At 27.7% G+C, this 22,736-nt stretch carries 21 protein-coding genes; 16 read left to right on the forward strand and 5 right to left on the reverse strand.

Going from position 1 to position 22,736, the window contains the following annotated elements:
- Position 1: 1 nt before the first annotated feature.
- On the forward strand, positions 2 to 1,645 hold the full coding sequence (locus XO10_RS04510; RefSeq protein ID WP_075780432.1) for a radical SAM protein: 1,644 nt from the start codon (positions 2 to 4) through the stop codon (positions 1,643 to 1,645).
- Between the two features lie 18 nt (positions 1,646 to 1,663).
- On the opposite strand, the gene mutL is transcribed toward XO10_RS04510, so the two are convergent.
- From mutL to XO10_RS10580, 4 genes are all read right to left on the reverse strand, one after another.
- Complete coding sequence (gene mutL / locus XO10_RS04515; protein ID WP_014296393.1) at positions 1,664 to 3,547, reverse strand: DNA mismatch repair endonuclease MutL; 1,884 nt, start codon at positions 3,545 to 3,547, stop codon at positions 1,664 to 1,666.
- Between the two features lies 1 nt (position 3,548).
- Complete coding sequence (gene rlmB, locus XO10_RS04520; protein WP_014296394.1) at positions 3,549 to 4,271, reverse strand: 23S rRNA (guanosine(2251)-2'-O)-methyltransferase RlmB; 723 nt, start codon at positions 4,269 to 4,271, stop codon at positions 3,549 to 3,551.
- A gap of 1 nt (position 4,272) precedes the next feature.
- Positions 4,273 to 4,695 (reverse strand): Mini-ribonuclease 3, encoded by a 423-nt coding sequence (locus XO10_RS04525; RefSeq protein ID WP_014296395.1) that lies wholly within the window; start codon positions 4,693 to 4,695, stop codon positions 4,273 to 4,275.
- 147 nt (positions 4,696 to 4,842) lie between these two features.
- Positions 4,843 to 5,043, reverse strand: a complete 201-nt coding sequence (locus tag XO10_RS10580; protein WP_254871348.1) for a hypothetical protein — start codon at positions 5,041 to 5,043, stop codon at positions 4,843 to 4,845.
- Between the two features lie 1,393 nt (positions 5,044 to 6,436).
- On the opposite strand from XO10_RS10580, the gene XO10_RS04535 reads away from it, so the two are divergent.
- From XO10_RS04535 to XO10_RS04575, 9 genes are all read left to right on the forward strand, one after another.
- Positions 6,437 to 6,592 (forward strand): huazacin family RiPP peptide, encoded by a 156-nt coding sequence (locus XO10_RS04535; RefSeq protein WP_014296402.1) that lies wholly within the window; start codon positions 6,437 to 6,439, stop codon positions 6,590 to 6,592.
- 17 nt (positions 6,593 to 6,609) lie between these two features.
- Positions 6,610 to 6,765, forward strand: a complete 156-nt coding sequence (locus XO10_RS04540; RefSeq protein ID WP_014296403.1) for a hypothetical protein — start codon at positions 6,610 to 6,612, stop codon at positions 6,763 to 6,765.
- Positions 6,766 to 6,866: 101 nt separating this feature from the next.
- A complete protein-coding gene (locus XO10_RS04545) occupies positions 6,867 to 8,258 on the forward strand; it encodes a radical SAM protein (protein WP_014296404.1) in 1,392 nt (463 codons plus the stop codon).
- Complete coding sequence (locus XO10_RS04550; RefSeq protein WP_175421177.1) at positions 8,255 to 9,481, forward strand: 4Fe-4S cluster-binding domain-containing protein; 1,227 nt, start codon at positions 8,255 to 8,257, stop codon at positions 9,479 to 9,481. The genes XO10_RS04545 and XO10_RS04550 overlap by 4 nt, the downstream gene beginning before the upstream one ends.
- The gene (locus XO10_RS04555; protein ID WP_014296406.1) at positions 9,482 to 9,652 is read left to right on the forward strand and encodes a hypothetical protein; all 171 of its coding nucleotides are present in this window, start codon (positions 9,482 to 9,484) and stop codon (positions 9,650 to 9,652) included.
- A 15-nt stretch (positions 9,653 to 9,667) separates the two neighbouring features.
- Positions 9,668 to 10,579, forward strand: a complete 912-nt coding sequence (locus XO10_RS04560; RefSeq protein ID WP_014296407.1) for an ABC transporter ATP-binding protein — start codon at positions 9,668 to 9,670, stop codon at positions 10,577 to 10,579.
- Positions 10,563 to 11,195, forward strand: a complete 633-nt coding sequence (locus tag XO10_RS04565) for an ABC transporter permease (protein WP_014296408.1) — start codon at positions 10,563 to 10,565, stop codon at positions 11,193 to 11,195. The genes XO10_RS04560 and XO10_RS04565 overlap by 17 nt, the downstream gene beginning before the upstream one ends.
- Before the next feature lie 29 nt (positions 11,196 to 11,224).
- Positions 11,225 to 12,880 carry an ABC transporter ATP-binding protein gene (locus tag XO10_RS04570; protein ID WP_014296409.1) on the forward strand — a complete coding sequence of 552 codons (1,656 nt, stop codon included), beginning with the start codon at positions 11,225 to 11,227 and terminating at the stop codon, positions 12,878 to 12,880.
- An 87-nt stretch (positions 12,881 to 12,967) separates the two neighbouring features.
- Positions 12,968 to 14,491, forward strand: a complete 1,524-nt coding sequence (locus tag XO10_RS04575; RefSeq protein WP_175421178.1) for an AAA-like domain-containing protein — start codon at positions 12,968 to 12,970, stop codon at positions 14,489 to 14,491.
- A 57-nt stretch (positions 14,492 to 14,548) separates the two neighbouring features.
- On the opposite strand, the gene XO10_RS04580 is transcribed toward XO10_RS04575, so the two are convergent.
- Complete coding sequence (locus tag XO10_RS04580) at positions 14,549 to 15,625, reverse strand: hypothetical protein (RefSeq protein ID WP_175421179.1); 1,077 nt, start codon at positions 15,623 to 15,625, stop codon at positions 14,549 to 14,551.
- 264 nt (positions 15,626 to 15,889) lie between these two features.
- Here XO10_RS04580 and XO10_RS04585 point away from each other — a divergent pair, with 264 nt between their 5' ends.
- Genes XO10_RS04585 through XO10_RS04610 form a run of 6 tightly spaced genes read left to right on the forward strand, consistent with a single transcriptional unit; the run spans position 15,890 to position 22,736 of the window.
- Positions 15,890 to 16,990: an ROK family transcriptional regulator gene (locus XO10_RS04585; RefSeq protein WP_014296506.1), complete on the forward strand. Its 1,101-nt coding sequence runs from the start codon at positions 15,890 to 15,892 to the stop codon at positions 16,988 to 16,990.
- Positions 16,991 to 16,992: 2 nt separating this feature from the next.
- A complete protein-coding gene (locus XO10_RS04590; RefSeq protein ID WP_075780461.1) occupies positions 16,993 to 18,408 on the forward strand; it encodes a glycoside hydrolase family 3 protein in 1,416 nt (471 codons plus the stop codon).
- Between the two features lie 30 nt (positions 18,409 to 18,438).
- A complete protein-coding gene (locus tag XO10_RS04595) occupies positions 18,439 to 19,647 on the forward strand; it encodes an extracellular solute-binding protein (protein ID WP_014296504.1) in 1,209 nt (402 codons plus the stop codon).
- 52 nt (positions 19,648 to 19,699) lie between these two features.
- Entirely contained in the window at positions 19,700 to 20,575 is an 876-nt protein-coding gene (locus tag XO10_RS04600) for a carbohydrate ABC transporter permease (protein WP_175421180.1), read from the forward strand.
- Complete coding sequence (locus tag XO10_RS04605) at positions 20,575 to 21,810, forward strand: carbohydrate ABC transporter permease (RefSeq protein WP_014296502.1); 1,236 nt, start codon at positions 20,575 to 20,577, stop codon at positions 21,808 to 21,810. The genes XO10_RS04600 and XO10_RS04605 overlap by 1 nt, the downstream gene beginning before the upstream one ends.
- Positions 21,807 to 22,736, forward strand: a complete 930-nt coding sequence (locus XO10_RS04610) for an SIS domain-containing protein (RefSeq protein WP_075780460.1) — start codon at positions 21,807 to 21,809, stop codon at positions 22,734 to 22,736. Before XO10_RS04605 ends, XO10_RS04610 begins: the two co-directional genes overlap by 4 nt.

Below are 22,736 nucleotides of genomic sequence, written 5' to 3' on the forward strand. Positions count from 1 at the left end.
ATTGAAAGCTGTAATTATTGACGGTTATGTTGATGAACCAGCAATTTTAGGTGTTCCGCCATATGTTTCTCCATATGTTAGATATGCAGCTGGAGCATTATATTATCACGAAATTGATGTTGATTATTACACAATTGATCAGGTAAGAGATAAAGATTTATGGCAATCTTTTAATCACTATGAATACTTAATAATAATAGGCGGTGTTACTGTTCCTGGACATTATATGGGCGGAACCCCCATTTCATTAACTGAAATAGACAAACTTTTTTCGAAAAATAGAGAACCTTTAAAGGTTTTAGGTGGCTCTATTGTAAAAGGCTATACATTAAAAGGCGGAAAAGCAGCTATCCCGGTTAATCCTGATAATGTTGACTTTATTGTAAATGGTGATATAGAAAAGTTTTTATATGTTTATCCTGTTTCCGATGATTATAATTTAAACGATAAATCAGATTATGATTTAATCTCGAAAATAGCTCCTTTAGGGGCACAAATTTTAAAACAACATCCAAGATATCCTGACATTATTGCAGAAATGGATCTTTCACGTGGTTGCGAAAGAACTAATGGTTTTTGTTCTTTTTGTACAGAACCTTTAATTAGTGGTAAATATAGGGAAAGGCCTCTTGAAGATTTATTAATTGAAATGAAGGCTATTGCAGATGTTGGTGTTAAAAACTTCAGGTTTGGAAGGGCTGCAAACTTTCTTGCATATGGTTCAAAACTTAATAATGGAAAACCAAATATACCATTATTCCAGGAATTATATAGCGAAGCTGTTAAGTTTGCTGAGATATTGCATACAGATAATGCAAATCCCGCTTATATAATAAAACACAAAAACGATATTAAAAAATTGTTGGAGATTATAGTTAAATACAATACTGCTGGTGATATTCTTTCTTTTGGCGTTGAATCTTTTGATGAAAATGTGGTAAGAAAAAATAGAGTGGATATTTTTCCAGAGGAATCTATTGAAGCCATAAGAATTGTTAACGAAGTGGGCGGAATTAGAGATGAAAACGGTATTCCTAAACTTCTCCCGGGCATTAATCTGTTATTTGGTTTAATTGGTGAGACAAAAGAAACCTTTGAAATAAATAAAAGATATCTTGAACGCATAATGAAAGAAGATTTGCTTGTACGAAGAATCAACGTTCGCCAGGCAATGGCTTTTCCAGGCACTTTACTATTTAAAGAAAAACCGAAACAACATAAAAAGGAATTTAGAAAATTCAAGGAATATATGGAATCATATAATCATGAGATGTTGAAAAAGGTTTTCCCTATGGGTAGTATTTTAAAAAATGTAATTATAGAGGAAATAAGAGGAAAGATTTCATTTGGAAGGCAAATTGGAACTTATCCTATTAAAACAGGTATTATTGGGAACTTCAATATTTTCGAAAAAACTGATGCCATTGTAATAGACCATGGTGCGCGTTCTATTACAGCATTAAAGTATCCTTTTGATATTAATAATGCAAATATAAATGAATTATCTGCAATTCCTGGAATAGGGAAAAAAACTGCAGAAAAAATCGTTCTTTCTAAACCTATTACAGATATTTCAAAATTGGAAATAGATGATACTGCAAAAAGAAAAATTTCATTCTTAATAAAAAACAAATCTGCCATTTGAGGCAGATTTGTTTTTTTATTATGTTCTTTCAAAAAAATCGTCTATTTTTTTTATTTTCAATTCCATTGCAATTGGTCTTCCGTGAGGACAGGTTAAAATGTTGTATTCTATTATTTTAGAAATTAATGTTTCCAAACCCACAGGATCATCACCCGTTTTTACTGCTGCTCTACATGACATAGTTGCTATAACATTATCAAAAATCTTTTTTTCATTTTCTATACCTTCAAGTCTTAACTCATCAAGAATTTCTATAACTGTTTTTTCTGGCTCGTTTATTTTAATGTTAGAAGGCATTCCTTTTATATAGTAATCTTCATTAATTTTTGAAATTTCAAAACCAAGCTTTCTAACCCTTTCAATATTATTTTCCAATATGTCCTTTCTCACAGCATCTAAATTCAATTTTATAGGTATCATCATAAATTGCGTTGTTATATTTCCATTTTCAATAAACTCTTTTTTTAAATCCTCATAAATAACCCTTTCATGTGCTGCATGAAAATCTATAAAATATAAGGCATCCTTAACCTCCAAAAGAATATATCTATTAGCAAGCAATCCTAATATCCTATACTGAGAAAAATCCTTTGTTTCTTCTACATAATTCCTATTTTCTGAAATATTATTTTTTGAGCTATGCTCAATTATGCTTTCTTTTTTTATCCTTTCAGGTGATATTAAATTTTTAATTGGATTAGTTCTTTCATAATTCATATTTAATCCTGGTTTTTCGGTATTTTCCCGTTTTATATTAAATGTCTTATATTCAATTGTTTCTTCTTTTAAAGCGTATTCATTTTTGTTTTCCTTCTCATAATTAATTATATTCTGATTTAAATTTATTTGATTATTTTCAATATCTGAATTTAGGTTATTTTCTTCATGCTTTTCAATAGAAATCTGCATTTTAAATTTTGTTTCATTAAGAAGTGTTTGCCTTACAAGCCGCTTAAATGCATTATATAATATCTTTGATTCTGAAATCTTTACTTCTAATTTTTGAGGATGAACATTGACATCAACTTCAGATGGATCAATCTCAAAAAACACAATTCCATATGGATGTCTTCTTGATTCGAGCATTTCGCCATATCCTGCTTCAAAAACTGCGAACAACTCTCCTGAACGTATATATCTATTATTGACAAAGAATATTTGTGCGCTTCTGTTGTTCCTTGTAACCCTTGGATGTGATATATATCCTTTTATTTTATACCAGTTTTCTTCAAAATTTAATTCAAAAAAATCTTCCTCTTTTGTTTCCGGAAAAACAGTATTTATTTTTTGTATAAGCGGTGTATCTTTCTGTATATTATAAATGTTCTTTTTGTCTTTTATAAACTTAATTCCTACATTTGTGGCAAATATAAATTTTTCTATTATTTCAGTTACCATTCTTCCTTCAACAGCAGAAGATTTTAAAAATTTTCTTCGTGCTGGAAGATTAAAAAAGAGATCTTTTACTTCTATTGTTGTACCATACGGTGCCATTACTTTTTTTACATTAATAGGCTCAGAACCAACAAATTCTACTGCTGTAGCTATTTCATCACTTTTTCTTCTTGAAGTTATTTTCATTCTGGAAACCCTTGATATTGCTGCCAGAGCTTCTCCTCTAAACCCATATGTATGTATTGAATATAAATCTTCAACATCCTTTATTTTGCTTGTGGTATGTGGTTGAACTGCCAATAATATCTCATCTTCCGACATTCCTATTCCATTATCTGAAATTTTTATATATGTTTTTCCTCCATCCTGTATTTCAACAGTAATTTCATCTGCATGTGCATCAATTGAATTTTCAAATAATTCCTTTACAACTGCAAAGGTACCTGTTACTACTTCTCCAGCAGCTATTTTCATTATTACCGATTGTGGCAATTTAATTATTGCCATATTACTCGCCCCTCTTTTGTTTATATATTTCAAACAATAATATTCCAGCACTTACTGAAACATTTAGGGAATCTACATCATTTGCCATTGGAATTGAAATTAATGCATCACATTTTGATTTTACCTTTTCCCTTATTCCACTTCCTTCATTTCCCATAACAAGAGCAACCTTTCCTGTTAAATCGGTTTTATAATATACATTATTACTCATATCTGCACCATAAACCCAATATCCCTGCTTTTTTATTTCCTCAATAAACCTTGATAAATTGGTTACTTTCAATATTGGAATCCTAAAAGCCAATCCCACAGATACTTTTATAACTGTCGGAGTAACTTCAACGGAATTATCCTTTGGAATTACTATTAAATCAGCATCTGCCGCTATTGAAGATCTAATTATTGCTCCAAAATTGTGTGGATCCTGTAATTGATCAAGTATAACTATTGTGGCATCTTCTCTTAATGTTTCAAGTATCTCCTCATCCGCATATCTAAATTCTTTTCCAATATCTATAACAACGCCCTGATGTTTTGATATTCCTGACATTTTCTGCAATACCTTATCAGGCGCAAAAGAATAAGGATACTTGTTTTTTTCTGCAAGATTAATTAAATCGTTTAGTGTTTTATCCACTTTTTTGCTATCAGTAAAAAATATATTCTTAACGGGATACTTTGCTTTTATTATTTCCTTCAATACATTTCTTCCATAAACATACATTTTATTCTCTCTCCTTTAATAATTTTTTTGATTTTTCAAGTATATCGTTTAATCTAATATAATCCTTTTTCAAGAACAGATAGCCTATTACGGTTTCAAAAGCCGTTGCTTTTCTGTATTCAGGATCATTTCCTCTCTTTTTTGCACCCTTTGAATTTAATCCTCTTTTATATATATCAAATTCTTCTTCAGTAAAAACGTCTTTTAATTGATCTACAATTTTTGATTGAGCAGAAGCGCTTATATAATTTTTAGTTTCATTATGCAAACGCCCTGCTTTTTTTCTTCCATTATCTATTATATAATTAATAAAATATAGATTTAAAACAGCATCTCCAATATATGCAAATGTATCAACAGGTACTTCTTTTAAATCTCTAATATTATTTTGAAATAAACTTTCAAGCCCTTCAAACTCTTGCATTATCAGTCTCCTCTCATAATTTTATGCATCTTCATTATATCATAATTTATAATTATATTATTCTATTTAAAAACAGAAATTATGTAAATTTAATATATAATTTATAGAAAATAAATTAAAATAGTTCTTCCAGAAATTCTGGAAGAACTATTTTAAAAATCCCTCAATAATATCATCAATCAAAACTCTTTCATCATCTTCAAAAGAGTAATATCCTAAAGCAACACGCTTATAGCCTAAACCATATTTAAGAGCAAAATCCCTAACCTTTCCTTTTGGATAAGGAGTAATGGGCCATTTAATATCGTATCGAACACAATTTCTTAAAAAACCATCAAATATTCTCATTTCCTCATCACTGAGCTTAAAATAATTAAAAACAAACTCCTTAAAGTTCTTTGTTTTCTTAAAAAGCTCAGTGATGAGTTTTTTCTTGCTAAATAAAATGGTGAAATATTATATTCCGAATCTTCAACATCTTCAGAATTCAATAATCTTCTTTCAGCTTTCTTCAAATCAAAATCACTTATCATAACATTAAAAAAAATACATCTTCTCATAATTAGCAGAGAAGAATTTAATAATCTTATCCTCCCTTGCTAATTCTCTTAACATTGTTGTTGTCGAAATAACTTTATTTGCATAAAATAAACCTTCTAAAATATTGATAAATAGCGAATTTTATTTTTAAAAAAACACTTGCAAGTCGTGTTAGAAAGGATAAAATAAAAAAATAAGGTGAAAGAATGGAATTTGAAATGAACCCCGGAAAAAAATTTATTTTCTAATAATCAGGTCATTTTTTATAAAAATCATAAAATAAATTAATGATTATTGTCCTTTGAATTAAACAAAAAAATAACAATAAAAATATATCAAATGATATAATAATTATGTAAATTTATCGAATTTGTCAAAATAAAAATTAATTGAAATTTTACTGGAATTTTACATTATATATTGACATCTTTTTTTTTTTTCTGCTAAAATTATTGTGAATTAAATAAGTGAAAATAATATCTTTTAATTATACAATAATATAATATAAAAATTATCCATTTATTGGGTTTTATCTTGAATTATTAAGTTATAAAATTCACAATATTATCTCTAGTATTATTAAATAAATCACATAATACCTAAATAAATTTCAAAAATAATTTTGAATTACACTTGTGGATAGTTAGAAATATTATTTAAATATAACTGAGCAAGTTCTATAATCAAAAAATTTTCATTTCTCAGCCGGCTGAATTTTTCTCGTGCCAGATTTTATAAAAATTATAAAATCAATAAACATTGAAAAATACTTATAAAATGTTGTGAAAATCCTGTAAACAAAACATTTATATAATTGACACTATAATTTTTATTAATCTCTTCAAAAATAGAGAGAAAATAAAGTAAAGATTAAATAAAAATATTACAGGAAGTAAAACCGAAAAAAGAAGAAGAAAATAGAAAAAATGGAAAGAAAAATAAGAAAAAATCATGTAAGGAAACAAAAAAATAATAACCTTATTTGTTATTTTACTACTAATGTCAGCTAACATTGTTTTTGCTGGAAATATGATGAATATAAAATAGATTTAACCAATCTTCGTATCCAAATTGAGATTTTTAAGTGAAAAGGTTTGAGGTTAATAGTAAATCGAATGAATTGATATTACATATCTAATAAATTATGTATATCTTTTTATTTATCCCCCGGGCTAAATAATAATTTATTGGAGGAGATATAATGAAAATAGTTAATGATGAAAAAAATGAAAGTTTAAAATGTTTCGTTGTTTGTTCTGGTACATGTATTGTTATTTGCACTTTGGATACTCTTACACCGCTTTTAGATGCGATGGGTGTAGCAACATATGCTAAAGCAGAACAAACATCATTATAAAAGAGGAGTTGATTTCTATGAAAATAATTAATGATAATAACAAAGATGAAGGGTTATTATGTATTATAGGATGTGGAGTAATTTGCAGCATAGGATGCCAAACTGATTCCCCAATAATTCCTGTAATGGATGCAGCTGCGGGAATTTCTGGGAATATTGCTGCTATGGATTAAGATACTAAATTTTAATAATATTTTATATTGCCTGGGGGCTTTTTAAAAAACAATTTGATTATTCATATAATATGAAAACAATATACACGAGAGGTGAAATAATGAAAGGATTTTTTTTTAAAACAAAAAAAGGAAATGAATATTTTTATGATGATATTACAGGAAATGTTATATTTGTAAAGTCAAAAAATGATATTAAAAAATTACAAAGTAATTATCGAAAAAAGTATTTTTATGATAATAAAAAAATTAATGTTAAAAACATTAAAAATTATATCAAAAACAAAGGAAGTAAAGAATTATTTTTTATTGTTACTGAAGATTGTAATCTTAGATGTAAATATTGTGCATATTCTGGAGAATATTCTAACATGAGGACACATAATAATGTATATATGGATTATAATATTGCTAAAAAAGCTATTGATAAATATTTTTCTGATATTTCGAATACACAAAAAATAAACCCATATTTTATTCCAGCTATTGGTTTTTATGGTGGAGAACCTTTAATTAATTTTGATTTGATAAAAAAAACAATAATGTATATAAAAAATAAAAAATACAAATGTCATTTTACTATCACAACAAATGGAACTATATTAAACGATGAAATAATAAAGTTTCTTGCTGAAAATGAAGTTTCTCTTGCTTTTAGTCTTAATGGTTTTAAAGAAGAACATGATAGATTACGAGTATTTTCAAATCAAAATGGAACATTTGAAATTGTGTATAATAATTTATTAAAAATAAAAGAAAAGTATCCTTTCTATTATAAAAAATATTGTTCTATAATTGCCTGTTATGATTATGGAACAGATTTATTTAAAATGAAGGATTTTTTTGACAATAGTAATTTATCAGAAAGACTTATCAGACTTAATATGATAGGAAGTTCTTATACTAATTGGTATAACCAATACTCAAAAGAAAAAAAAGAAAAATTCTTTTCTCAAATGAGAAAACTCAAAAATTTATACTTCCATAAAATTAAAAAAAATGAAAATGATAAATTTTTATCTTTATTATTTGGGTTATCGTATTTTGCGATACTCAATAGAAATATAAATGTAAATTTATATGAAATTAGACCTTCTTTTCTTCCGTTTACAGGAACATGTGTTCCAGGAGAAAAAATAGCAATTTCACCTTCTGGAGATTTACATTGCTGTGAAAAAATTAATTATGATTTCCCTATTGGCAATGTTGAAAACTGGTTGGATTATTCAAAAATAGAAGAAATCGTGAAAAAATACAATAAAAAGTTAAAATCAGAATGTTTAATATGTCCTGTGTCAAGATTATGTCCTCTTTGTTTTGCACTATTAGCTGGAAATGGAGAATTTAAAAAAGATCCACCGGATATTTGTGAAAATGTCAAAGAAGGAATAAAAAAATCTTTCGAAGAGATTTGGAATTTACTGGAGGAAGGAGTTAATATATTTGATTTAATAAAGTTTTCAAAATATAAACAATGTGGGGTGTATATATGAAGAATAAATATTTTAAATTAAACAAAGATTATATTTTAGTTGTCGGAAAAGAAAATAAAGGTTTAATTTACGACTTAAAAGATGGAAATATGATAGAATTAGAGAAAACTTGGACTGACGTTTTAGTACAGCTAGAAAATGGCACTAAAGTTGAAAATGTAAAATCATCCTATACATATGAAGTCATAGAAAAAATCAAAGAAGAAACAATGGGAGAATTTTATGATAATTTTATATATGAAGAGAAAAATCGTAAAGGTACGATTTTACCTCCACAAGGTATGCAGAAATTACCACCTATAATTCAAAAATGCTATATCCAAATACCATCAGATTGTGATTTAAATTGCAAATTTTGTTTTTCCTTGAAAAGTTATCCGTGTTTTGTATGTACCAAAAGTTCAAATATAAATTCTATTGATTCAAAAATATATAAAACATTTCTAAATAAATTGTTAAATTTAAATGTTCATAACATAATATTTTATGGAGGGAATCCTCTTCCTTATATAAATACAGAAGACTTATTAGATATATGTTTAAATAATGAAAAAAGACCAGAAATCTGGATTTTACTTCATTGGATGCATATTAGAGATAATAAAATATTAGAATTAGAAAAAGAAATATACAAAAAAATAAATTTCTATATCATATTTTCTACAAGTGATATCTTTGATAAAGAAAACGAAAAAAATATTTCTTCATTTATGGAAACGTTAAATTATATAAAAAAATATACGAAAAATTTTGAATTAACTTTTGTACAGGATAGTGATGAAATACCCGAATTTGAAATTAAAGATACGCTGGAAATTATAATAAATAAGTATAAAACAAAAATATATATTTCAGAACTTTTAGATGAAAATAATAAGAGTTTTATGAATCATTCATTTATGAGAATAACTCCCGAAATTTTCTGGAATAATAATTATTATCATCCGTGTTTGAATGGAACCATAACCTTGAATGCAGAAGGAAAAATATTGCCCTGCCCATCAATGGAAAATGAAATAATTGGAGATATTACAGAAAATGAAAATATTCTTAAAGAAATATTTTTAGAAAACAAAATAGATAAATATTGGGAATTACATCTTGGAAAAATAGATAAATGTAAAGAATGTATATATAGATTTGGTTGTTTTGAATGTAGAGCAATAGAAACAAAAATAACTAAAAAATTAAATGGAAAAATATTATGTAAAGAAGGTGATTAAATGGAGTTAAGTGTATTTCTTATCATTATTACTGCTGTGATAATATATTATATTTTCAGAATAAAAATGGAATATGAAGAAGGGACACTGAAATATTATTTAAAAAGTCAGTTGAAACATTTTATAGTTATTATAATTATATTAACATTATTCTGGATAATACTAAAATAAGAGGAGAGGATATATATGGAAATAATAAAATTCAAAGGAGTAAAGAAGAGATATTATAGCGGGACAGAGGCATTAAAAGACATACATTTTTCAGTAAAAAGAGGAGAAATAATAGGTATAATAGGTCCCAATGGCGCCGGGAAAACCACATTAATAAAATTAATACTTGGATTATTAAAACCGACAGAAGGCGAAATAGAAATCTTTGGAAAAAACATAAAAAACATAAAAAAATTAGAAAGGAATAAAATAGGTATGGTGCTTGATACACCGGGATTATATGATGATTTAACAATAGAAGAGAACATAAAATTCTGGCAAAAAGTATATAAGAAGAACAATAATGAAATTTGGAATTTAATTGATAGATGGAAATTAACAGAAAAGAAAAAAACATTGATAAAAAATCTTTCGGCAGGAATGAGGCAAAAGGTTGCAATATTAAATTCATTATCGCATGATCCTGAATTAGTAATAATGGATGAACCCACATCAAACCTTGATCCTGAAGCCAGGAGAGATATAGTGGATTTTTTGAAAGGTTTTAAAGGAACTGATAAATCATTGATAATAACATCACATGATTTATTTGATATAGAAAGGATCTGTACGAGAATAATATTTCTCAGGAAAGGGAAAGTAATAGTTGATGGAACATTAAAAGAAATGAAAAAAGCATTAAAAATAGAAGATAAAGTAAAAATTATAGTTAGTCAAAAAATACCTGAAAGAATAATAAGAGAAAACAACATAAATCTATCTGATGAAAAAACAACAATTATACCAGAAGAAAAGCTTGATAAAATATTGGAAATATTCAGAAAAGAAGGAATTGATGTAAAAAGAATAGAAGACGAAAAAACAACACTTGAAGACATGTATATCTCAATTGTCAGGGAGGATGAAGAAAATGTGGGCTATAATTGAAAAAGAATTAAAAACATTTTTTCGTAAAAAGAAAGAAAGAAATTTATTTTTTATAGCAATGATAATATGGGCAGTAACAATACATTCAGGAAAAAAACATATATACAATCCATATTTTACTGTATGTGTATTAGTTTCTTTTTTTATTCCATATATATTTGGATGGATAGCTTTTAATGAGGAAAAAAAGAATAAGAATCTTTTATATTTATTATCTTCCCCACTTGATATAAAAGAGGTGTTTGCAGGTAAAATCATAGCTTTATTTATATTTACAATAGGTATAGAAATTTTACTTATAGCAATAGGGATGATAATAAATCCATTTGCTGCAGGGATATATCCAACAGTTTCTGATTTAATTACATTAATTCTTACAATACCTGTAGGAATGACAGTAATAAGTGCCATTATGGGAATTAGTCTTATGATTCTGGATAATCCATTTATAATAAGAATAGTACTATTTTTATTAATTTATTTTTTTGCTTTTAAAGGCGAAAAAATAAAAGAAGTACTTATAATGTCTGAATGGTATTACATACTATTGGGAATATTACTAATAATAGGAATAATATACTTAACACCACTTATTCTTAACAAAGAAAAAATTTAGAAATGAATTTGATAATCAGGAGGAAAGAAATGGAAAACATAAAATTTCTCTATAAATACACAAAAGGACATAGAGGAAGATTGACGATATCGATGATAATGATGATAATATTATCGTATGTATCAATAATGCCAGCAAAATACTACAAAGAAGCGATGGATAATGGGATACTGACAGGTGATTATGAATATTTAAAAAAGGTTTGTATGACATTAATAGTGATATACGTATTAAAAAGTATATTGAATTATATAACCTCAAAAATATTTATAATCAGCAGTCAGAGTATAATATTTGAAATAAAAAAGGATCTATTAAAAAGGGTATTAAAATTACCAATGACTTTTTTTGAAGGAAAAGAAACGGGATATATAATGGCAAGAGTTGGAGAAACTGATAAATTACAGATATTATTTTCACAACAAACATTTAAAATATTGATAAGTATAATAGAATTTATAATAGTGTTATATATATTGATGAAATATAATATAAAACTGACATTAATCGCGCTGGCAATAATGCCGTTATATTATATAGTAACAAGTAAATTTATGGGAAATATATCAAAAATTTCAATGGAATTGATGGAAAAAGGCGCAAAAATGAGTGGGAAATTAGAGGAAAGTATAAGTGGAATAGAAGAAGTTAAAAATTTAAATATAGAAGAGAAAGAAACCAAAAAGAATATAGATTATAACAAAGAATTTGTAAAAACAGCGATAAAACAGGGAATATTATACTCAATAGGAATGGAATTGTTAACATTAATAAGTGCAATAGCAGGTGTAATAGTACTATTATATGCTGGAAAAGACATAATTTTTTCAGGATTTACAATAGGAGGATATATAGCCTTTGCAAACTATATAGGAAAATTATATGCACCTGTAATACAGCTAGGAACAACAACATTAACAATACAGCCGGCAGTGAATTCATTAAAAAGAGTAAAGGAAATAATGGAGGAATTAACAGAAGAAGAAAAAAATATAAATGGTGAAGAATTGACAGAAGAGATAAAAAAAATAAAGATGGAAGATATAGAATTTTCATATGATGGAAAAACAAAAGTATTGAAAGGTATAAATCTGGAAGTAAAAAAAGGGGAAAAAATAATAATAAAAGGACCAAATGGGTCAGGAAAAACAACATTGATGAAATTGCTATTGGGGATATATGATGGATATAAAGGAAGAATAATAATAAATGAAAAAAATCAAAAAGAAATAGATATAAAATCATTGAGAGAAAGGTTTGGAATAGTATCGCAGAAAATATTCCTATTTAACGATACAATAAAGAATAACATAATGTATTCATCAAAAGAGATAAAAGAAGAAAAATACAAAGAAATATTGAAGAAAAGCAATTTGGAAAAATTAATAGAAAAATTTCCATTGAAGGATAATCATATGATAACAAATAATGGGCAAAATTTATCAGGAGGACAGAAACAATTAATTGCAATAGCTCGAGCACTGGCAAAAGGAGCAGATATATTCATATTCGATGAAGCAACAGTGCATATAGATAAAGAAACAAAAGAAACAATAAAAAGGATAATAAAAGAGGAATTAAAAGATAAAATATGTTTTATAATAACTCACGAAGATAGTTTTGATGAGATAGGAGATAAAATAATAAAATTAAAAAACATTGAAGAAGTTTCTATGTTTGAATAAGTAAAGAAAATTGCTGGAATTAATCAAATGAGGCGAAAGCCTCATTTTATTTTGATATGGTATAATTGAAGAATAGGAGGTGGAACGATGAGAACATTTTGTACGTCAGGACCAGTTGATAAGAAAACATGCTATTATGTGGAAAGACCGGATATAATGGAAGAAGCGCTTAATCATATAGAAAACTGGAGATATTTTACAGTGTCTGCACCGAGACAGAGCGGGAAAACCACATTATTAAGAGATATTGTAGAAAAAATAAAAGATGAGTATTTAACAATATTTATTTCATTTGAAAGTTATGGAGAAAAAGATAAAGAAGATTTTCTTGAAACATTAGTGATGGATATAATTGATGATATTGAATATAGATATAATGAAAAAATAGAATTACAAATCCCCAAAAATATAGATAATATAAGAATATTACTAAAAGAATTATATAAAAAATTTGGAAGAGAGATAATTTTAATGATAGATGAATTTGAAAGATTAAATGAGGAGATAATAAATGAATTTTTACATGTAATAAGAAGTGTATATCATAAAAAGGAAATATATAAACTCAGAAGTGTAATATTAATCAGTGTAAGCTATTTAAGCGGAGTATTAGAAGACAACGCCAGTCCATTTAATATAGCAGAACATATGGAAGTACCATACTTTACAAAAGAACAGGTATATGACTTACTTTCACAACATGAAAAGGAAACAGGACAATTATTCGATGAAAAAGTAAAAGAATTAATATGGCACAACGCAGCAGGGCAACCTGGACTAACCAATGGTCTTGCATATGATTTAGTGGTAAAAAAAGCAAAAGGAGAAAAGATAATAACAGAAAAGCATTTTGAAAAAACATTATATGACTATATAAAAAAATACATAGACAAAAATATGGAAAATATAATATCAAAAGCACACGAAGAAAAAGAAATAGTAATGCAGATACTATTTGAACCAGAAAGCGTTGAATTTGATATAAGTGATGAAAGAATAAAATTTCTGTATTTACATGGAGTAATAGATGATTGTGAAGGAAAATGTTGTGTAAAAGTACCGTTATACTACAAAAAATTATATAATCATTTCAAACCAAAAATAAATGGAGAAAGAAAAAAAATATTAGAATATGAAGATAACCTGAAAAAATATATAGATAAAGACGGAAACTTAAAACTCAATGAGTTATTCAAAAGATATATAGAATATATAAAAAGTAGAGGAGCTGTAATGTTCAAAGGCAGAAATTATTATGAAGGAGTATATCAATACAATTTGGATCAATTTTTAAGTACATACATGGGATTGCTTGATGGGAAAGTATATCCAGAAACACAAATAGGTGGAGGAAGAATAGATTTAATGGTAATGTATAAAGAAAAAGAATATCTAATAGAAGTAAAGGCAAATATAATAAAATACGAATATGAAATAGCAAAAAAACAATTAGTAGAATATTTAAAAAGAAGTGGTTTAAAAGAAGGCTGGCTTGTGATATATTCAGAAGCAATAGAGGATTTCAAACATGAAATAGAAGAAATAGAAGGAGTAAAAATCAATGTATGGTTTATAAAAACGAATTTTGAAAGTCCATCGAAAGTTAATTAAAATAACCCTTCCAGAATTTCTGGAAGGGTTATTTTAATTGATATTCGAAATATAATTTTACCTGGCAATTTTATAAAGACCATAATAAGTCAAAATATAGATATTGTCATTGATAATATTGAAATCAAGAGCACCGTCATTTAATTCAAGAAGATCCTCTATTTTGTTATTATTAATATCAAAAGTTAGTAGTTTTCCATTATATTTATTTTGAGAAAGAATGTAAATCTTATCATTTCTTATCTTCATTTTGTATTGATAAGCGGAATAATTTAAATTAATTGTCTTTTTTAATTTTCCATTTATGTTGAGAATAATTAAATCATTATAACTTGTAGTGAAAAATATTTCTTTATTATACACAATAATATTTGAATTTATATATGGCTTGAAATCTTTAAAGTTATTATAAACATCGAAAATATTGAATATGAAATTGGTATGATTGTTTCCAAGTTTTTTTGAATACAGTTTTTCATCAATAGCAAATATAACATTATTTTCATAGAAAGCAGGGAATCCGAAACTTAAATGTTCGTTTTTTATACTGGCACTTTCCATTAATTCATGAGAAAGTGCATTATTTTTATAAATAGCTTTATGAATTCCGAAATTATCTTTAATTGCCAAATATAAATTATCATCTATAATTTTAGAGGAAGTATTATACGGCAATTTGGATAAGAAATTAGGAGATAAAATATTTAATATTATTTGTTTGTTTTCCAATTTTACAGAATATATTAAATTATTCATAAGCATTAATAGAGTGCCATTATTTAATTTTGAAAACAAAATAGGTGGAGTTTTTAAGTTAAATTTTTTCATAGTATAAAGCGTTCCATCAGCATTGAGAAATATTAATTTGTTATCCATTGTTGTAAATGCAATTTTGTTGTTTACAGGATATATCTGTAAAATTTGGTTCGTGGAATTATAAATCCATTCAATCTCGCTTTTCATGTTGATTTTTATAATTTCATTTTGAAGATTTCCAAGATATATATTATTAAAATCATCTACTATTATATTATGAAAGTTAGAAAATTTATCAAATTTATATATGTAGCCTTTTGCCAATAATACCTGAAAAGTTAGAACTATCAAAATAATAACAAAAAAAGTTTTTTTCATTTTTCCACTCCTTTCATTAATTTAAATTAAAGATGAAACTATATTTATTATAATAAAAAATATTAAAAAAAGTCAATGGTTCTTAAAAAAATCCATTTATTTTGAAATATTGGAAAAATGCTATTATTAATGTTATTTGAATTTTTTTTATAATTATGTTATATTTAAGTTGGTTGGTTGCATCAAGCAACTAACTAAAAATAAAACAACTAAAAAAGAATTGAAATTCGATTAGAAAATTATAAAATACATGGAGTGATTTAGATGATAAGAATTACCGATTCATTAATAAAAACATTGAATTTTATATGGAAAAAGGAAAAGACATATTTAATGGAAATTTCAAAAGAAACAGGTTTGGAAAAATCCACAGTTTCTCGTTCTTTGAATAAATTAAAAGATTTGAATTTAATAAAAAAGGTTGATGAATTATCTTCTACACCTCAAGGAGGAAGAAAAACAACTGTATTTCAATTTGCTTATTCAATAGGGCATATCCTTGGAATATCTGTTGAACAGGATGGTATTGAAGTTGCTTTGACTGATCTTGCAGGAAAGGTTATTTCTTCAAAAAGGATAAGCGTAATGATTAATGAAGAAAATATCATTTCTCAATTAAATAACGTTATTGAAAGTTACAGCGAACTGGATATATATGGCATTGGAATATCTCTTCCGGGTATTATTGATTCTAAAAATGGAAAGATTATATATTCCAAGGCTTTGAATATTAGAAACTTTAATCTTGTTTCAAAGATTGAGAGAAAGGATAATATCCCTGTTTATATTGAAAATGACAGTAATTGTGGGGCCTTATACTTTAATTTATGTAACAGGGAAAAATCGAAAAACATTTTATATTTTCATATTTCAATTCCATATTATGTTAACGACGGAACCGGTATAGGTGTTGGAATAATCATTAAAAACAGATTATATCATGGAAGTAATAATTATGCCGGTGAAGTTGAAATAAAAAAGGCCATGATTAATGATGAAAAGAGAATATCTTTTGAAGAGTTAAGAAACTATCCAATTGAAAAATTATTGGATAATTCCAGAGAATTTCTTGATTATTATTCAGAAAAGATTTCCAATTTTATCAGTGTATTTGATCCAGATACTGTATTAATAGGTGGAAATATCGTTTTGCTTGATAATGAATTTCTTGATGTGTTTATAAGTCAAATAAAAGAAAAAGTATTTATGTTTGAAAATAGAAATATTTATCTTAATCATACATCTTCTAAAGACTTTTTAACTTCGCGTGGAGCGGCTTCTTTGATATTACACAAGATGTTTTCCACTAAAAATGGTGCAGAAAAGTTCCTTGAAATATACTATAACATGAAAAAGAGGCGATAGGAATGAATTATGGGAAATTGTTCTTTTTAGGTTTTCCAGATGGATTGGATGACGAAGCAATTGAGATTATAAAAGAATATAAACCTGCCGGAGTAATATTGTATCCAGGAAATATGAGAAGTATAGAAGAATTGCAGATTTCCATGGACAAATTATATTCACTTGATTTTCCGTTATTAATTACCTCCGACCATGAAGGCGGCCAGCTTGAGACAGTTCCGGGAATACTTTCTTCCCCTGGAAATTATTCTATTGGAAAGGTTAACGCCCCGGAATATGCATATGAGTATGGAAAATATTCCGGGGATAAATTAAAAGAATATGGTTTTAATATGGTTTTTTCTCCAGTTTTAGATGTTTTGCACAGAGATTCAAGTGCGGTTACTGGCTTTAGAATTTTTTCCGATGATCCGAGAAAGGTTGCAGAATTTGGTAAAGAATATATCAGGGGATTGTTAGATTCAGGTATTTTACCAACAGCAAAGCATTTTCCCGGTCATGGAAAGGCCATTCAGGATTCACATGAAGAAACTCCTGTAATCGATGATTTTTCATTTGAAGATGAAGATATTTTTCCATTTGAAGAAGCAATAAATACTGGAATTGAAATGATTATGACAGCCCATATTATCTATAAATCCCTGGACAAAGAGCTGGCTACAGTTTCAAAAAAAATATTAACGGATTTATTGCGTGAAAAGCTTAAATATAATGGTCTTGTAATTAGCGATGCCATTGAAATGAAAGCGTATTATAATAATTATTTTCCTGAAAAAGGTGTAAAGATGTTCTTTAATAATGGCGGAGATATCTTATTAATAGCAGAAGCAAGGGAAAACTTTAAACCTATATATAATGCCTTTATAAATGCAGTTGAGAATGGAGAAATTGATAAAAAACTTCTTAAAAACAAAATAGAAAAGATTGAGAAATTGCAAAAAAAGTATTATACATCGGAGTATAAGGGAAGTTTTTTGAATAAAATAGCAAGAAAGGCATTAAAGGTAAGTTTAAACGAGAAGTTTGAGTTAAAAAATCCTGCGATTTTTATTCCAAAACCAAAAAATCTCAGTCAGGCAGATACAACGGCAAATGACTTAAAGATTCTTGAAGAACTGGTAAAATTTGAATTTAAAGATGCAAATGTATATTCATATGATCCTGTTACAGGTGAAACGGAAGAAGAAAAATTTGAAGGTAATATTGCAATTTCTTTTGTGCTTGATTCATTTAGATTTTCAGAACAATTGCGATTGCAAAAAGGATTGAAGAGACAATTTAAAAAGGTTATTTATGTAATTATCAGAAATGATCAGGATGAAGAATTATATGAAAGCGATAATCATATAGTTACCTATTCAACGAAATTAATATCCATTTATCAGGCAATACGCGTAATTAAGGAACATCAAATATAAAATCACCAAATTTAAAGGGGAGGTATTTGTATGAAAAAGTTGTTTTTGGTATTGGTATTGAGTTTATTGGTAGTTTTCTCATTTGGTAAAACCAAGATAACATTCTGGGGGTTTATGCTTGATGATGAATCATCAGCAAAGATTCTTGGTCAATTTATGAAGGAAAATCCTGATATTGAAGTGGAGTATGTACAGTTATCATGGTCAAACGGTTTTGATAAAATTGTTACAGCTATTGCAGCAAATAATGCACCAGATGTTGTTGAACTTGGAAACACATGGGTTGCAAACTTTGCAAGTCAAAAAACTATTATGAATATGGACGATTATGCAGCAAAAGAAAAGGATCATTATTTTGGCTGGACTTCAGTTGAATATGATGGCCATTATTGGGCAATGCCATGGTTATTGGGAACAAGAGCTTTATTCTTTAATTTAGACTTATTTGAAAGAGCAGGACTTGATCCAAATAATCCACCAGAAACATGGGAAGAATTATATGTTGCAGCACAGAAAATCGATGCTTTAGGTGATGATATTTATGGATTTGGTATGCCAGCTGGTGAAAATTTCAGTCCATGGCAGCAATGGTTCTTACCAGCAGTATGGGGAAATGAAGCATCAATTCTCTCAAAGGATATGAAAAAATCATTATTATATTCAACAAAGGTTATAGAAACTGCAAAATTCTATAAAGCATTATCAAAATATTCATTAAAGACAAAACAGGCAGATTTAGCAAAAGCATTTGGAGAAGGAAAATTAGGTATGTATGTAAGTGGAGCATGGGATATTTCAGGAATTGAAAACAATTATCCAAATATATTATTTGATGTAACATTAATACCAAAACCAAACAAATGGAGCGGTTATCATGCATCATTTGCCGGAGCAGAAGTATTGGCAATTACAGAACAGTCAAAGCATAAAGAAGCAGCTATGAAATTAGTAAAATACTTATTAAAGTCAGACGTTGCAATGCAGATTACAAAATTAGTACCTTCAGTATTCCCTTCAGTAGTTGGAGCAGATAAGGATCCATGGTTTGAAGACCATCCAATGCATCAGGTATTCTATGAACAAAACAAATATGCAAGACCAGCACCTTCACATCCACAATGGTTCAAGATTCAGCAATATTTAACAGAAGCTATAGAAAAAATGATTTTAGAAGATCAGGATGTAGAAAGCACATTAAGATATTATAACCTCAAGATACAGCAAGTATTGAATCATTAAGAAAATTGCCTGCGTAGAGCCACCTACGCAGGCCTTTTAAGGAGTTGAAAAAATGAAAAAGAAAACACGATATAATTTAGAAACTCTTATATTGCTTTCGCCATTTTTAATAATATTTATGGTTTTTGGAATATTTCCAATAGGATATTCCTTTTTTATGAGTTTTACCAATTATACAGGATTAAATCCACATTTTGATTTTGTTGGATTTTCAAATTATACACGTGCATTTAGCGATGATGTCTTTTTAAAGGCTTTAAAAAACACGTTTATATTTGTAATTGGAACTATTCCATTTACCACAACATTTTCTCTTATACTTGCTGTATTAATCAACAGTAAGTCATTGCCTTTAAAAGATTTATTTAAGGCTGGATTTTTTCTGCCTTCAGTAATATCCATGGTTGTTATATCAACAATATGGATATATCTATACAGCGCAAATGGATTTTTCAATCAAATGTTGCCGTTAATAGGAATAAAACCTCTTGGGACAAGCTGGCTTGCATCTACAAAAACAGCATTGCTCGCAATAATGATTATGGATATATGGGCAGCTATAGGTTATTATACCATATTATTCCTTGCAGGATTGCAAAGTATTCCTGGGGAGGTTTATGAAGCAGCATCAATAGACGGTGCTTCAAAAATACAGACATTTTTTTCTATAACATTACCTTTATTAAAACCAACTATGTTTTTCATTATATCCTTGAATACAATTAGATCATTTCAGATATTTGCAGAAATCTTCACCATGACAGGTGGAGGACCATCAAATGCCACACAGACAGTGGTACATTATCTCTATCAAACTTCGTTTAGGCAATTTGATATGGGTTATGCTTCTGCAATAGCATATATCTTAATGACGATAATTCTTATATTCACCATTATACAGAAGCGCCTGCTTAGGAGTGATATATAATGAAGAGATTTACATTTCTTTTGATTATGTTTGTTTTACTTGGAATCTCCCTATTTCCATTATTAACAATGTTTTTTACTGCAATAATTCCGCAGGGAAATTTAACACATGTGATTACTGAGAAATATCTTAATGATTTTGAGATTAAGTATATTCGTTATGTAAAAAGAAAAGTAAAAACATATAATGGCGCTAAAATAGGATTAGTAAAGGATTCTCCAGAAAGCACACAGAGTTTAAAGGTTTTAATCACAGGTGAAAACCAAAAAATAGCTCTTCTTACAAATGATATGGATTTAAGAGTTATGAAAACACTGGATTTTTATATAAAATCAGATAATGTAAAAGCTTTTGATATGCAGTTTTATGATATTGATGGCAATTATTCTGATATTAAGGTTGAAATTAATAATGATTCAAATAAATGGCAGAAAGTTTCAATTAGTTCAAAAAATATTAGCAAAAATGGTGTAAACTTGAAACACATAACCAAAATAGCATTTTTATTTAACACTAAAAATGCCACTGTTTATCTTGATGATTTTAAGATAAAATATAAATTCCCAACGATGCTAAATTTTGTAAACGTCTGGAAAGAAAATATGTTTGGGCGATATATGTTTAATAGTTTTATAATAGCTATTTTTGCAGTTGTTGGAAATATAATATTCTCTACAATGGTGGCATATGCATTTGCTCGAAGAGAATTTTTTGGAAAAAATGTGTTATTTTTAATAGTATTGGCAACTATGATGATTCCCCCTCAGGTTACCATAATACCAATATTTATCCTTATGAAAAACTTTGGATGGATTGATACCTATTATTCCCTAATCGTCCCGTTTCTTGTAACCCCATTTGGAATATTCTTATTAAAACAGTACATAGAACAACTGCCTATAGAGCTTGAACAGGCAGCATATGTGGATGGCGCAAATACCTTTCAGGTATTGTTCCATGTAATATTCCCATTGTCAAAACCAGCGCTTGCGGTTATGGGAATAAATACCTTTATCAGTTCATGGAATATGCTGTTTTATCCATTGGTAATGACTACTTCAAAGGAAATGAGAACTGTTCAGGTTGGTCTTGCATTATTCCAGAAGTTCAATCAGGTTGAATGGCCAACATTAATGGCAGCATCATCGATTATAGGAATACCGGTTATAATTGCATTTTTGATTTTCCAGAAACACATTATAGCCGGAATAACACAAGGGGCGGTGAAAGGATGAAAGGTGAAAAAACTTTAAGGGAAATAGAAAGAATACCGGAATTATTAAAACATACAAAGGAATTTGATTTTTCATTTGAAAAAGATAAAAAATATACCTTTGTAGGATGCGGTTCTTCATATAATCTTGGATACATTACAACAGAAATGCTAAGAAAAAATGGATATAATGCCGAAATAATTTCAGGTGGAAATGTAATAGTATTTGATAAGGTTCCAGAAAGCGATGTTGCAATATTCCTATCAAGAACAGGAGAATCAACAGAAACAGTGAAGGCTGTAGAGCATTTTAAAAAAAGAAAGATAAAGACCATAGGTATTACATGTGAAAAGAATTCAACACTTACAAAGGTATGTGATGAAAGTTTTGTTTTTGATTTTGCCAATGAAGAAAGCGTGGTAATGACAGGTTCTTTTGTGTTTATATTAAACTTTTTATTAAATGGTATAGAAAAGCATGAGCTTTCAAATGAATCAATTGAAGTGGTAAAGAATGTGGAAAGCATAATAGACAAAATAGACTTAAAAAAATTCAGCCATTTTGTATTTTTAGGTTTTGAAGAACAATATGGAATTTCTAAAGAAGGCGCTTTAAAGATTCAAGAAATGGCTATACAAAATGTGGAATTTCATGAGCCATTGGAATATAGACATGGACCAAAATCATTGGTTACGGATAAAACGCTTGTTATAATAAATTCAAAGGATACAAAAGAAGAAAGAATACTTGCAGAAGAATTAAGGGTAATGGAAGCCGAAGTGATTTTTGTAGGAGAAAATGGTGATTTAAAGATACCATATAAGAATGGATTTGAAAGTCCCCTCAAAATGATACTTCCACAGTATCTTGGATACAAAAAAGCTTTAGCAGAAGGTCATAACCCAGATAAACCAAGAAATCTCAGCAAATCTGTTATTTTAGAATAA

The organism is Marinitoga sp. 1135 (genome assembly GCF_013363245.1).
Taxonomy (GTDB): Bacteria; Thermotogota; Thermotogae; order Petrotogales; family Petrotogaceae; genus Marinitoga; species Marinitoga piezophila.

What these genes read in the sequence shown, in the direction of transcription:
- XO10_RS04595 (WP_014296504.1), top strand. Translation starts at nt 18,439, where the DNA reads ATGAAAAAGTTGTTTTTGGTATTGGTATTGAGTTTATTGGTAGTTTTC.
- rlmB (WP_014296394.1), bottom strand. Translation starts at nt 4,271, where the DNA reads ATGTATGTTTATGGAAGAAATGTATTGAAGGAAATAATAAAAGCAAAG.
- XO10_RS04610 (WP_075780460.1), top strand. Translation starts at nt 21,807, where the DNA reads ATGAAAGGTGAAAAAACTTTAAGGGAAATAGAAAGAATACCGGAATTA.
- XO10_RS04555 (WP_014296406.1), top strand. Translation starts at nt 9,482, where the DNA reads ATGGAGTTAAGTGTATTTCTTATCATTATTACTGCTGTGATAATATAT.
- XO10_RS04590 (WP_075780461.1), top strand. Translation starts at nt 16,993, where the DNA reads ATGAATTATGGGAAATTGTTCTTTTTAGGTTTTCCAGATGGATTGGAT.
- XO10_RS04600 (WP_175421180.1), top strand. Translation starts at nt 19,700, where the DNA reads ATGAAAAAGAAAACACGATATAATTTAGAAACTCTTATATTGCTTTCG.
- XO10_RS04560 (WP_014296407.1), top strand. Translation starts at nt 9,668, where the DNA reads ATGGAAATAATAAAATTCAAAGGAGTAAAGAAGAGATATTATAGCGGG.
- XO10_RS04545 (WP_014296404.1), top strand. Translation starts at nt 6,867, where the DNA reads ATGAAAGGATTTTTTTTTAAAACAAAAAAAGGAAATGAATATTTTTAT.
- XO10_RS04575 (WP_175421178.1), top strand. Translation starts at nt 12,968, where the DNA reads ATGAGAACATTTTGTACGTCAGGACCAGTTGATAAGAAAACATGCTAT.
- mutL (WP_014296393.1), bottom strand. Translation starts at nt 3,547, where the DNA reads ATGGCAATAATTAAATTGCCACAATCGGTAATAATGAAAATAGCTGCT.
- XO10_RS04605 (WP_014296502.1), top strand. Translation starts at nt 20,575, where the DNA reads ATGAAGAGATTTACATTTCTTTTGATTATGTTTGTTTTACTTGGAATC.
- XO10_RS04570 (WP_014296409.1), top strand. Translation starts at nt 11,225, where the DNA reads ATGGAAAACATAAAATTTCTCTATAAATACACAAAAGGACATAGAGGA.
- XO10_RS10580 (WP_254871348.1), bottom strand. Translation starts at nt 5,043, where the DNA reads ATGAGAATATTTGATGGTTTTTTAAGAAATTGTGTTCGATACGATATT.
- XO10_RS04550 (WP_175421177.1), top strand. Translation starts at nt 8,255, where the DNA reads ATGAAGAATAAATATTTTAAATTAAACAAAGATTATATTTTAGTTGTC.
- XO10_RS04540 (WP_014296403.1), top strand. Translation starts at nt 6,610, where the DNA reads ATGAAAATAATTAATGATAATAACAAAGATGAAGGGTTATTATGTATT.
- XO10_RS04525 (WP_014296395.1), bottom strand. Translation starts at nt 4,695, where the DNA reads ATGCAAGAGTTTGAAGGGCTTGAAAGTTTATTTCAAAATAATATTAGA.
- XO10_RS04585 (WP_014296506.1), top strand. Translation starts at nt 15,890, where the DNA reads ATGATAAGAATTACCGATTCATTAATAAAAACATTGAATTTTATATGG.
- XO10_RS04580 (WP_175421179.1), bottom strand. Translation starts at nt 15,625, where the DNA reads ATGAAAAAAACTTTTTTTGTTATTATTTTGATAGTTCTAACTTTTCAG.
- XO10_RS04535 (WP_014296402.1), top strand. Translation starts at nt 6,437, where the DNA reads ATGAAAATAGTTAATGATGAAAAAAATGAAAGTTTAAAATGTTTCGTT.
- XO10_RS04565 (WP_014296408.1), top strand. Translation starts at nt 10,563, where the DNA reads ATGTGGGCTATAATTGAAAAAGAATTAAAAACATTTTTTCGTAAAAAG.